This window comes from Cryobacterium sp. TMT4-10, from assembly GCF_004403275.1.
Taxonomy (GTDB): domain Bacteria; phylum Actinomycetota; class Actinomycetes; order Actinomycetales; family Microbacteriaceae; genus Cryobacterium; species Cryobacterium shii.
Window position 1 is genome coordinate 1 of record NZ_SOGU01000027.1, and the last position, 13008, is coordinate 13008.

Sequence of the window (13008 nt, forward strand, 5' to 3'; positions counted from 1 at the left end):
CCCGCGCCGGCGGGCGGCCCCGAGCTGGGGCGCCCCAGCCGCCGGCGGGCCCGAGCTGCCCCGCTGCGCCGCCCGGCAAGTCCGTTCTGCCTGCGCGCGGGCTCACTGCAGCCACGGATGCTGGCCAAGGCAACGGCGCGGAGCAAGGCGACCCACGACTAACCAATTCGACGGAGATTTTGATCTAAAAAGGTGATTGCGCGCTGTTTTGGCCCGATTTCGGCAGAATCTCCGTCTAATTCGTTCGGACGGGAGGGCCGCGCACAGGTGTCTGTCCGACCGGCGGCCTCCCTCCTTATCTGCGACCTGACCGTGGAGACCGCGACTAACCAATTCGACGGAGATTTTGATTTAAAACATTGATTTCAGCCTGTTTTGGACCGATTCTGGCAAAATCTCCGTCGAATTCGTTCGGACGAGCGGCGAACGGCAGACGGGGAGCGGGGGTGAGCGGGGTGAGCGGGGGTGAGCGGGGTGAGCGGGGGTGAGCGGGGTGAGCGGGGTGAGCTGGGTGAGCGGGGGGAGCTGGGTGAGCTGGGTGAGCGGGGGTGAGCTGGGTGAGCGGGGTGGATGTCGCGGGCGGGGCGAGCGGCGAGCGCACACACGAGCGCATCACACGGACCGGTCAGGCGCGGCCGAGCGAGCGCAGCATCCGTTTGCGCAGTTCCTCGACCCACAGCACGAGCGAAGCCATGCCCACACAGACCAGCCAGTGCAGCGGGTCCATCGAGGCGGTGCCGAACGCGGCCTGCAGCACCGGGAGTTGCACCACGGCGACCTGAAGCAGCACGGCCAGCAGGATCGCACTCCACAGCCACCGGTTCACGAACAGGCGGTGGAAGGCGCTGGTCGACTCCGAGCGGGCGTTCAGGGTGTTGAACAGCTGGGCGAAGACGAGGGTGGTGAAGCCGGCGGTGCGCGCCACGGTCAGGCCGTCGCTGCCGGGGTCCAGCGCAGGCAGGAGACCACCGGGCAGGAACAGATCGATGGTGGCGAGGGTGACCATGGCCATGACCAGGCCGGTGGACATGATGCCCACCCACATCCGCCGGTCGATCGCCCGGTCGGTGATGCGCCGCGGCGGGCGCGCCATCACGTCGTCGATCTCGGGGTCGACGCCCATCGCCAGGGCCGGCCCGGAATCGGTGACGAGGTTGATCCAGAGGATCTGGGTGACCAGAAGCGGCAGCACCACGGTCTCGGTGCTCGCGCCGGTGAGCCCCAGTACTCCGGCCAGGAGCACGCCGAGGAACACCGTGAGCACCTCGCCCATGTTCGAGGAAAGCAGGTAGCGCAGGAACTTCTTGATGTTGTCCAGGATCACCCGCCCGGCCCGCACGGCGGCCACGATGGTGGCGAAGTTGTCGTCGACCAGGATCATCTTCGCGGCCTCCTTCGTCACCTCCGTGCCGGTGATTCCCATGGCCACGCCGATGTCCGCGGATTTCAGGGCCGGCGCGTCGTTGACGCCGTCGCCGGTCATCGCCACGATGTCGCCGTTCGCCTGGAGGGCGTCGACGATGCGCAGCTTGTGGCGGGGGGAGACGCGGGCGAAAACGGATGTCCCGCGCACCGCCTCCCGCAGCCCCGCCTCGTCGAGGCGGTCGAGATCCGCTCCCGACAGCGCGGTCGCCCCGGGCCGGTCGATGCCCAGGTCGCTCGCGATCCGGGCCGCCGTGCCCGGGTGGTCCCCGGTGATCATCACCACCCGCACGTCGGCGCGGTGGGCCTCCGCGATCGCCGCCGTGACCTCGTCGCGCGGCGGATCGATGATGCCGACGACCCCGGCGTAGATCAGGTCGCGTTCGTCGGCCTCATCCAGCGGGGCGGTGTTCTCGTCGGCGCTGCTGTAGGCGACGCCCAGGGTGCGGAACGCCTGCGCGGAAAGCTCCTGAATGTCGGCCAGCAGCCGCCGCCGCGACTCGTCGTCCAGGGGCACGATGGTCTCGCCGACCTGCAGGCGCGTGCACCGGTGCAGCAGAACGTCGGGCGCGCCCTTGCTGAAGATGCGCAGGCTGCCGTCGCTTCGCTCCTGGTGCAGGGTAGACATCATCTTGCGCTCCGAGGTGAACGGCATCTCCCCGAGCCGGTCGAACCGGGCCATGTGCACGGTCGTGCCCTCGAGTTTGGCCGCGGCCACCAGGAACGCGGCCTCGGTCGGGTCGCCCTGGATCTCCCACTCACCGTCCCGCTCCGCCAGCTGCGCGTTGCCGGCGAGAGAGCCGGCGCCCAGCACGAGCTGCGTCTCGTAGCGCAGGGCCGGGTCGGTGAGCGGCGCCCCGCCGTGGCGCACCTCGCCCTCGGGGCGGTAGCCGACCCCGGTCACCTCGACCCGCCCCGACGCGGTCAGCACCCGCTGGATCGTCATCTCGTTGCGGGTCAGCGTGCCGGTTTTGTCGCAGCAGATCACGGATGCGGAACCGAGCGTCTCCACGGATTTCAGGCTCTTGACCACGGCGTTCTGCCGCGCCATCCGTTGCACCCCGATGGAGAGGATCACCGACAGGATCGCCGGCAGCCCCTCGGGGACGGCGGCCACGGCGAGGGAGACCCCCAGCAGGAACACCGTGACGAAGTCGGCGGGGGTGGACACGCCCTGCGCGAGCACGATCGTGAGCATCACGACGAGGGCGATCGCGATGACCACCATGCTGAGCAGTTTGCCGATGTGGCTGATCTCGTCCTGCAGCGGGGTGGGGTGCGCCTGCGTGCTGTCGAGCATGGTCGCGATGACGCCCACCTCGGTGTCCATGCCGGTACCCGTGACGACGGCCCGACCGACGCCCTCGCTGACCGCGGTCGCCTTGAAGACCATGTTCAGGCGGTCGCCGAGCCCGACGGCCGCGGGGAGGGTGCGCGGGTCTTTGGTCACGGACTGGCTCTCGCCGGTCAGGGAGGCCTCCGCGATGCGGAGCGCGGTCGCCTCGGTGAGCCGGGCATCCGCCCCCACGCTGTCGCCCTCGCCGAGCACGAGCAGATCCCCGCGCACCAGCTCGGTGCTGGGCACGGTCGTGAGCAGGCCGCCGCGCAGCACGGTCGAGGATGCCGCGGTCATGGTGGCCAGGGCGGCGACCGCGTTGTCGGCCCGCGCCTCCTGCACGAAGCCGAGCACGGCGTTGAGAATGACGATCGCGGCGATCACGATGGCGTCGACGGGCAGCCCGGCGGCGCCCTCGATCAGCCAGGCCCCGATCGACACCGCGGTGGCGACCAGCAGCAGGTAGATCAGGGGGTCCTGAAACTGGGTGAGGATCTTGCGCCAGCCGGGCACGGGCCGCACCGTGCGCAACGCGTTCGGTCCGTCGGCCGCCAAGCGCCGGGCAGCCTCGTCGGTGGACAGCCCGGTCGTGACATCGACCTCGAGGCGGCGGGCGATCTCGCCGGCATCAACCAGGGACGCGTCGACGAGTGACGCGTCGACGCGTGACGGGTCGACCGCTGACGGCTCGAGGCCCGGCTCACCCTGCCCGGGTTGCTCCGCTGGAACCGACGCGTCCATCTGCAGAGGTCCTCGTCTCCGGTGTCTTCGGTGTCCGGTGTCTCCGGAGTGTCCGGTGCCGCTCCCGGTCCACCGGGTGCCGCCCCGGGAACCCGGGTCCAGCCCAGTCTAGATCCGGCCACTGTTCCCGTTCCGGTCGAGAGTGGCCGCTGTGCCGGTCACTCTCGACCGGAACGGGAACAGTCGCCCCTCACGGCTGTGCCCCACGGCGCGCGCTCAGCGCCACTGGCTGGAGTCGATCTGGATCGCCACGACGTAGAGGTGCCGGCCCTGCTCGATCTTCTCCACTTCGTACACCCGCACCGGCGTCTGCGGCACGGAGTCGAGCGTCGTCTCCGCTCCCCCGGCCGTGATCGGTTACGACGCCATCACCCGGTATGCCCCGGCCGGTGATTTCGAGGGCTACGTCACCTACGGGATCGGCGTCGGACGCCCGATGGACGAAGACCGGTCCACCCGTTTTCTACTCCGCCGCGCGCCGCTCGACAAGGGCACCGTGACTGTTCCCGTTCCGGTCGAGCGCGGCCGGTATGCCGGTCACTCTCGACCGGAACGGGAACTCTCGGGGCTACGGGAACTCTCGGGGCTACGGGAACTCTCGGGGCTACGGGGCTACGGGGCGGCGGGGCTACGGGGCTACAGGGCTACAGGGCTACAGGGCGGCGGGAGCGACGGGAGCGGCGGGCACGAGTTCGGGCGGCGCGCCCCGCGCGGCGAGCCAGTCGTCGAGAACGGCGGCGGAGACCGGGCGCGAGAGGTGATACCCCTGCGCGAAGTCGCAGCCGTAACCGATCAACTTGTCGTAGGCCGCCATATTGTCCACGCCCTCGGCCACCATGCGCAGGCCGAGGCTGTGGGCGAGCGCAATGGCCGAAGAGACCAGGGTCGCGGCCCGGGCATCGTCCACCATCGGGAAGACGAAGGACTGGTCGAGTTTGAGCTCCTCGATCGGCAGGTCGCGGAGATAGGCCAGCGAGCTGTAGCCGGTGCCGAAGTCGTCCACCGAGATGCGAATGCCCTGACCGCGCAGCCGGGTCAGGATGGCGCGGGCCCGATCCCGGTCGTTCAGGAGGAACTCCTCGGTGATTTCCAGGGTCAGTGCCGCCGCGGTCAGCCCGCGGGCGGAGATCATGGCTCCGATCCGCTCCGGCAGCTCCATGTCCACGCGGGAACTGGCCGACAAGTTGACGGCGATCCGCAACGGATGCCCCTGGGCCTGCCAGACGGCCGCCTGGTCCAGGGCTTTCCGCAGCACCTCCTGCGTCAGCGCGTGCATCAGCCCGGCCTCTTCGACCAGTTCGATGAACTGGTCCGGCATGAGCATGCCCCGGGTGGGGTGGTTCCAGCGCACGAGGGCCTCGACGTCCTGCACGTCCCCGGTGACAAGGTCGACCTTGGGCTGGTAGTGCAGCACCAGCTGGTCATCGGTGAGGGCGAACCGCAGGTCCTGCAGGGTGCGCAGACGGATGTCGCCGTGGCTGTCGTCCTCGCTGTCATAGACTTTGTGCCCGGTGTGCCCGGTGTGCGTGGTTTTGGCCTTGTACATCGCCATGTCCGCCTTGCGGAGCAGGGCGATCACGTCCTGTCCCTGCTCGGGGTAGAGGGAGATGCCGATGCTGACGCTGGTCTGCAGCGCGATCCCGTGGAGCGTGAACGGCACGGCCAGTGCGGAGCGCAGCTTTTCGGCCCTGGTCGCCGCGTCCTCCCTGGTCGAGTCGCCGAGCAGGATCGCGAACTCGTCGCCGCCCAGCCGGGCCAGAAGGTCCCCGGAACGCAGCTGCTGCGACAGACGGATGCCGACCTGGATCAGCAGCCGGTCGCCGACGTCATGGCCGAGGCTGTCGTTGACCTCCTTGAACCGGTCGAGATCCAGCAGGAGCAGGGCGCTGTGGCGGTGCTCGGATGCGGCCAGGCGGAGCGGGACATCCGTGTTGAACGCCCGGCGGTTGCGGAGACCCGTGAGGTCGTCGGTTCGGGCGAGGAGGCGCAGCACGCGTTGCCTCGCGACGAGGGGGATCGCGGCCAGGGCCATGGTCGCGCCGGCCAGACCGACGGCCGGGCCGGACACGGGAACCTGGCTGGCCAGGAGCAGCACACCCAGTCCGGCCAGGGTCGACACCGCCGGAACGGCGAGGGCAGACACGTTCGTGACCGGGCGGCTCGGCAAGGGCAGCGGGGTGGTGGAGCGATCAACCCAGAGGGCGATCAGCAGCGTGCCGATGTTCCAGCTCGCGTCCAGCGGGGTGCCGACGAGGTAGCCGCCGCCCAACAGGGCGAAGGCCGTGTCGGCGGCGGCGAAGACGAGCAGTCCCGCGACGAGCAGGAGCCAGCGGCGGCCGGACGTCGGACCGTGGGTGGCGACGATCACGGCGACGGCCGCGACCAGCAGAAGGTCCAGGACCGGGTAGGCGGTAGCGACCGCCATGGTGAGGGAGACCGGACCCGACGTCGCGGAGTCCAGCACGGGGCTGAGCAGCACTGCCAGCACGGCGGCGGCGCCCAGGGAGCCGACGGCGCTGTCGAGGAGCACCGACCACGCCGATCCGCGGAGCCGGCGGTTGACGAGCACGGCCAGCGCGCCCAGCATCAGGGCGTAGAACAGGAGGTAACCCGCGTCTGCCGGCGAGGGGAACGGCGCCGCACCGCCGGAATCCGTCGACGCCAGGTAGTACGTGTCCGCCAGCGCGTTCGCGGTGAGAGCGGCGGCCGCCAGGGCCACCTCGATGCGGCCCCCGCCGACCCGGCGCAAGGCGAGCCAGGCGATGAGCACGGGGACCCACTCGGAGACCATGGCCAGCCAGCCGTCGACCAGCGGGCTGAACCCCGAGCCCTTCACCACCAGGCCCACGGCGTAGGCAACGACGAGGAGGCCGGCGAGCAGGAGCAGCAGGGTCCTCGCCAGCCCGCGGATCGAGGTGTCCCCGGCCGACATCCCGGTCGAGGTACCGGTCGAGGTCCCGGTCGATGTCACCCCGATCAGAGCGACCTGGCCGGGTCGCCCGTGCGGGCGGCGATCCACAGGTCCAGCTGTGCGGCCGGAACGGGCCGGCACATGAAATAGCCCTGCGCGTAGTCGCAGCCGTAGCGCACCAGTTCGTCGTAGGTGGTGGCGTTCTCCACACCCTCGGCCACCATCCGCAGGCCCAGGCCGTGCGCGAGGTCGATCGTCGAGGCCACCAGGGCTGCGGCCCGGGGGTCCTCGGCCATCGGGAAAACGAAGGACTGATCGAGCTTGAGTTCGTCGATGGGTAGATCGCGCAGGTAGGCCAGCGAGCTGTAACCGGTGCCGAAGTCGTCGACGGAGATACGGATGCCGCTGCCGCGGAGCCGCACCAGGATGTCCCGGGCCCGGTCGCGGTCGGCCATCAGGAAGTCCTCGGTGATTTCCAGGATCAGGGCGCTCGCGGTCAGGTCGCGGGCCTTCAGCATGGCGCCGACCCGCTCGGGGAGGTCGGCATCGACCAGGGAGCTGGCCGACAGATTCACCGCGACGGTCAGGGGTCGTCCCTGGCTCGCCCAGTCCTGGGCCTGGTCGAGGGCCTTGCGCAGGACCTCCTGGGTGAGGCCGTGCATGAGGTTGGCCTCTTCGACCAGGGCGAGGAACTGATCGGGGAAGAGCAGGCCACGCGTGGGGTGGTTCCAGCGCACGAGGGCCTCGACGCTGTGGACGATGCCCGCCGACAGGTCGATCTTCGGCTGGAAGTGCAGCACCAGCTGGTCGTTCTCCAGGGCGACGCGCAGCTCCTGCAGGGTGCGGAGCCTGGTCTCGCCGTGGCTGTTGTCCACGCTGCGATAGACGTGGTGACCGCTGTTGTTCGACTTGGCCTTGTACATCGCCATGTCGGCCTTGCGCAGCAGGGCGGTCAGGTCGTCGCCCTGCTCGGGATACAGCGCGATCCCGATACTGACGCTGATCTGCAGGGCGATTCCCTCCAACGTGAATGGCGCCGCCAGCACGTTTCGCAGCTTGGCGGCCACGGACTCAGCCTCGACCTGGCCGGAATGGTCGAGCAGGATCGCGAATTCGTCGCCGCCCACCCGGGCGAGGAGGTCCCCGGTGCGGAGCACGCTCAGCAGGCGGTCACCGACCTGCACCAGGAGACGGTCGCCTGCGTCATGTCCCAGGCTGTCGTTGACCTCCTTGAAGCGGTCCAGGTCCAGGAGCAACAACGCGCGACGCTGGCTGCGGTCGGTGCTGAGGCGCAGGGAGACGCCGGCATACAGGGCGCGGCGATTGGGCAGCCCGGTCAAGTCGTCCGTCCTCGCCTGGCGCCGCAGGGCCACCTGCCGGGAGACCAGCGGGATGGCGGCCAGGGCCATGGTCGTGGCCGCGAGCCCGACCGCGAACGCAGGAATCGGGACCTGGCTGGCCAGGATGAGAACACCGAGGCCGGCCGCAGTGGAGATGGCGGGCAGCGCGAGAGCGGCCGTACCGTTCACATAATGGGGCGACGCCGTCTCGGGGTTGGCGGCGGCATCCGTCCAGGTGGCGATCAGGGCCAGGCCGACGGCCCAGCCGGCGTCCAGCGGGGTGCCCACCACGTAGCCGGTGCCGATCAGGGCGTAGACGATGTTGGTGGAGGCGAAGATCACCAGGCCGAGCACGAACAGGATCCACCGTCGCTTGTCTACCGGGCCCTGCGAGATCGCGATGCCGGCGATGCCGGCCACCAGCAGCAGCGTGAACAGGGGGTTGCCCATGCCCGGTGCCAGGGAGAGGCCCGTCCCGTTCTCATCGATCGATAACAGCACGGGAGTGAGCAGAACGACCAGCGCCGAGGACGCGCCGAGGACACCGATGGTGCTGTCCAGCACCACCGACCAGGTTGTGGTGCGGATCTGGCGGCGCAGCAGGATCACGAGCACGGACAGCATCAGAACGTAGAACCCGAGGTAGCCGACGTTGTTCGGCGCCGGGAAGGCGACCGGTCGGACATCCGCCGGAACCAGGAGGAGGTAGGTGTCGGAAATGCCGACCAGGGTGACACCCGCGGCGGTCAGCAGGAGTTCAGGACGACGGAAGCTCGTTCTGGCCGCGGATGCCCAGCAGACACCGACGAGAGCCAGTTTGATCAGGCCCGCGAGCCAACCGTCGAGCAGGGGGCGGGGAGCGTCGCCGGGCAACAGCAGTCCGGCCACATAGGCGGAGACCAGTAATGCCATGACCCACATGAGCTTCGTGCCCGGACTGGCGATGTACACGCCGAGTCGGCGACGGTAATCAGCACCTGACTTCGACTGCAATGGACCCCCACATATTTCATGATCAGAGTAGCAGCGGGGACGGGCTGTCAGTGGCCGATGACAGCAGGAAAACCGTCGCCCGGTGAACGTTGGGGGCAGGGTGGGATAATCGGTGCGCGGAACGCCCGGGATCAGGCTCGCCACGAATACGATTGAACCGTAGGACTGACGACCCCGTAGGGCCGGCGTGCACGACGAGCGGGAGGCAATCATGACGATACTGGTGGGTTATTCGAGCAAGTACGGCGCCACCGAGGGGATCGCGGAGCGCATCGCACGGAAGCTCCGCGAAGCGGGTCGCGAGGCCGAGGCCCGACCCGTCGCATCCGTTGACAACCCCGGCGACTACGCCGGGTTCGTGATCGGCAGTTCCGCCTACATGGGCTCCTGGCGCAAGGAGGCGACCGAGTTCGTCAAGCGCAATCGGGAGCTGCTCGCGACCCAGCCGGTCTGGCTGTTCAGCAGCGGGCCGCTCGGCGCGGCGGGCAAGGACGCCCAGGGCCGAGACCTGCTCAAGGAGTCCGAGCCGAAGCAATTCGAGGAGTTCAGCCAGGCGCTCCAGCCGCGCGGGATGCAGGTGTTCTTCGGTGCACTCGACCCGGCCGTGCTCGGCCGCCGCGACCGGTTGGTCCGGCGTATCCCGTCGGGCCGCGACCTGCTGCCCGAGGGAGACTTTCGCAACTGGGCCGCGATCGACGAGTGGGCGGCGGCCATCGCCAAGGAGCTGCCGGCCGGCTGACGCCCGCTGACCGCTCTCAGGGCCTGTCAGCGCTCGAGCAGGCCGCGGATATCGTCGGCGGTGAGGGCGTCGCTGAAACCGGTGCCTTCGCCCCCCAGCACGGAATCGAACAGGGCGGCCTTGCGCTGCTGCAGGGCCATCACCTTCTCCTCGATCGTGCCGGTCGCGACCATGCGGTAGACCATCACGTTGCGGGTCTGACCGATCCGGTGGGTGCGGTCGACGGCCTGCGTCTCGGTGGCCGGGTTCCACCACGGGTCGAGCAGGAACACGTAGTCCGCCTCGGTCAGGTTGAGACCGAACCCGCCTGCTTTGAGGCTGATCAGGAACACCGGCTCGGCGCCCGTCTTGAACCGGTCGATCACCTCCGACCGGCGCAGGGTGGAGCCGTCGAGGTAGCAGTACGAGGTGCCTCGGGCGTCGAGCCGGGCCGCGGCCTTTTGCAGGAACGAGGTGAACTGGCTGAAGACAAGCGCCCGGTGGCCCTCGGCGACGACGTCCTCGAGCTGCTCGAACAGGGCGTCGAGTTTGCTCGACGGCACGCCGGCGTATTTCTCGTCCACCAGGGACGGGTCCAGGCTGAGCAGGCGCAGCAGGGTCAGGGAGCGGAAGACGATGAACCGGTTCTGGTCGAGGTCGTCGATCAGGCCGAAGAGTTTCTGCCGTTCGCGCTGCAGGAAGGTGTCGTAGAGGGTGCGGTGCCGGGCGTTCAGCGGGATCTGCAGCACCTGCTCCTGCTTGGGCGGCAGCTCGGGGGCGACGAGTTCCTTGGTGCGCCGCAGCAGCAGGGGGCGGATGCGTCGGCGCAGCCTGGCCAGCCGCTCCGGGTTGTCCCCGCGTTCCACCGGGCGCACATATTCCTCGGTGAACCGGCGGAGGGAGGGGAACAGTCCGGGGGCCACGATCGCGAACAGCGCGTGTAACTCCAACAGGTTGTTCTCCAGCGGGGTGCCCGTGATGGCGAGCTTGAACGGGGTGTTCAGTTCGCGTGCGCACTGGTGCAGCCGGGAGGTGCGGTTCTTCACGAACTGCGCCTCGTCGAGGATCAGTCCGGCCCAGCCGTGGGCCTGGTAGGCCTCGAAGTCGAGACGGAACAGCGTGTAGGAGGTGACCAGCACGTCGGCGCCGGCCGCGGCATCCGTCAGGGTCACGCCGGACGCCGCCTCGGTGGCCGTGATCACCCGCACCGTCAGGCCCGGGGTGAAGCGGGCGGCCTCGGAGGCCCAATTGGCGACGACGGATGTCGGGGCCACCACCAGGAACGGCCGCCGGTCGGTGCCGGGCTCGACCGGGCCCGGCTCGCCGGTGGCGTGCACGATCAGCGCCAGGGTCTGCAGCGTCTTGCCGAGGCCCATGTCGTCGGCGAGGATGCCGCCCAGCCGGTGCCGCCAGAGGAACGCCAGCCAGGTGAAGCCCTGCATTTGGTAGGGGCGCAGGGTCGCCCGCACGCCGGCCGGGAGGGCGGTCGGTGCGAGGACGGGGGCGGGGCTCGTGTCGGTGCTCGCGGCCGCGCCGGTGCCGGTGTCGCCGTTCTCTCCGTTCGGGCCGTTCAGGGCGAGCAGCCCGGACACGGCCGCGCGCCACGCCACGGCCTGCTCGGTGTGCTCGGCGAGGTCCTCGAACTCGGCCCAGAGCCCGGCCTGGTAGCGGCTGATCCGCAGCCCGGTGTCCCATTCCTGCAGGGCGCGGGCCTCGTCGATCAGTTCGTGCAGCCGCTCGAACGCCGGCTGCCGCAGCGAGAGATAGCTGTTGTCGACGAGCAGGAGCTTGTTCCGCCCCTTGGCCAGCGCCTTGAACAATGGGCCGAACGGCACGCTGCGGCCGTCGATGGTCACGATCACGCCGAGGTCGAACCAGTCGCGCTGGTCGGTCTCGATCGTGGTGATGGTCAGCTCCGGCGTCTCGGTCAGCTCGCGGTAGTCCGGCTGCACGCCGACGGCATCGACCCGCACGCCCGGCAGCGCCAACCGCCCCAGCGTCTTCTCGGTGAACTCGGCCGCGTCCACGCCCTGCAGGGTGACGGATGCCGCGGCCGGGCCCAGCCGCCCCTGCCCGGCCTGCTCGAGCTCTGCGTTGACCCGGCCCAGGATGTCGCGCTCGGCGGCCGTGTCCCTGCTGCCGTCGTCGCCCGTGCCGTTGTGGTCCGTGCCGCCGTCCGTGCCGTCGCCGTCCGTCCCGTCGCCGTCCGTCCCGTCGTCCGTCCCGTCGTTCGTCCCGTCGGCGGTGCCATCGTCGCCCGGAGCGTTCGTCGTGGCGGTGGTTACGGCCCGGGGCGCATGCTCGAGCCTGCGCCCCGGGCCAGAACCTGCGCCACGAGAGTCGGCCGGGCTGTCGGCCGGCCTCCCGGCCGGGCTCCCGGCCTCGGCCCGGACGGCCCGGACGGGCAGCAGGGGCAGCGAAGGCAGCACGGGCAGCACGGGCAGCGCGGTCACGGCGGAACCCTCGTGGTACTCCCAGTGCCACCCCAGGTCGAGGGTCTGCCGGGGCCGGAAGCGTGCGGTGAGCACGAGCACGGGCGGGTCGGACTCGGGGAAGTGCACCGTGGCATCCGTGCTGGTCACCGGGAGGGCGTGGCGCAGCGCCGGGTAGAACTCGGTCAGGAACTCGGTCACGTCGGATTCGGGCACGATCACGGAATCGGGCCGGCCGAGCAGCCGGGCCTGTTCGGGGCTAAGCGGGCCGGCGGTGGGGGCCAGGGTGAACGCCGGCTGCGGACCCAGGGCGAAGCCGTACACCCCGTGGGTGCCGATGGCGCCCGCCCGGGCGGGGTCGTGCGGGGCGCCGTCGAACAGGAGCCGGGTGGTCAGGCGCAGGCCGGCGGGCGCGGGCACGGTGGCGGGGGTGGTCGCGGGGGCGACGTCGATGGTGTCAGGCACGGCGGGGTGCGCGGTGGTCTCGAGCGCGATCGCGTCGAGGAGCTCGTAGTCGATGTGCGCGGTGGCGTCGAGGCTGACGCGGGCCTCGCGGTGCACCGTGACCGTGGCATCCTTCTTGCTGCCGACCAGCCGCAGGCCGAGCACGTCGGCTTCGTCGAACAGAGTCCAGAGCAGCGGGCTCGCGAAGTCGTCCAGGTAGAGCCAGTCGGCTTCCTGGCTGGTGTAGACGCCGCGCACGGCCCGGTGCAGGGCGAGGAGCTGGCTGAGCCAGCGGTGGTGGGCCAGGTTCAGGTTCAACCGGTTCAGGTGGAAGCCGAGCTGGTTCCAGGACACGTTGGTGCGCACCCAATTGCCTCGGGCATTCAGGATGACCGGCCGCACCCCCAGCCGCAGGACGCCGTGGCCGGCGCCGAGGGACGTGACCGTCCGGGCCGTGGCGCCGCGCCAGCGGTCGTTCGTGCGGGGTGTCTGCTCGCGCAGCTCGAATTGGAGGCCCATGGCCACGGGCGGGGCCGGGGCGGCGCGCCGCGCGCCCGGTGACACGGCTGCGCCGGCCGGCTCAGCGGCGCGCCCCGCAATCCGCTTCCAGTCCGCCCGCGCCGGGGGAGACCCGGCCTCAGACATGGCTCCATGCTCTCACGCGGGCCGCA

General features: G+C 70.2%; 5 protein-coding genes. 1 reads left to right on the forward strand and 4 read right to left on the reverse strand.

Going from position 1 to position 13008, the window contains the following annotated elements; genetic code table 11:
- Nucleotides 1-625: 625 nt before the first annotated feature.
- The 3 genes from E3T42_RS03470 to E3T42_RS03480 all read right to left on the reverse strand — a co-directional run bounded on the left by E3T42_RS03470 (nt 626) and on the right by E3T42_RS03480 (nt 8662).
- Nucleotides 626-3499, reverse strand: a complete 2874-nt coding sequence (locus E3T42_RS03470; protein ID WP_134402451.1) for a cation-translocating P-type ATPase — start codon at nt 3497-3499, stop codon at nt 626-628.
- 652 nt (nt 3500-4151) lie between these two features.
- On the reverse strand, nt 4152-6518 hold the full coding sequence (locus E3T42_RS03475; RefSeq protein WP_134402452.1) for a bifunctional diguanylate cyclase/phosphodiesterase: 2367 nt from the start codon (nt 6516-6518) through the stop codon (nt 4152-4154).
- Nucleotides 6476-8662 carry a bifunctional diguanylate cyclase/phosphodiesterase gene (locus tag E3T42_RS03480; RefSeq protein WP_134365898.1) on the reverse strand — a complete coding sequence of 729 codons (2187 nt, stop codon included), beginning with the start codon at nt 8660-8662 and terminating at the stop codon, nt 6476-6478. Before E3T42_RS03480 ends, E3T42_RS03475 begins: the two co-directional genes overlap by 43 nt.
- Nucleotides 8663-8954: 292 nt before the next feature.
- Here E3T42_RS03480 and E3T42_RS03485 point away from each other — a divergent pair, with 292 nt between their 5' ends.
- On the forward strand, nt 8955-9482 hold the full coding sequence (locus E3T42_RS03485) for a flavodoxin domain-containing protein (protein ID WP_134365897.1): 528 nt from the start codon (nt 8955-8957) through the stop codon (nt 9480-9482).
- Nucleotides 9483-9508: 26 nt separating this feature from the next.
- Here E3T42_RS03485 and E3T42_RS03490 read toward each other — a convergent pair whose 3' ends face one another.
- Nucleotides 9509-12982 (reverse strand): DEAD/DEAH box helicase, encoded by a 3474-nt coding sequence (locus tag E3T42_RS03490; protein WP_194088231.1) that lies wholly within the window; start codon nt 12980-12982, stop codon nt 9509-9511.
- Nucleotides 12983-13008 lie beyond the last annotated feature (26 nt).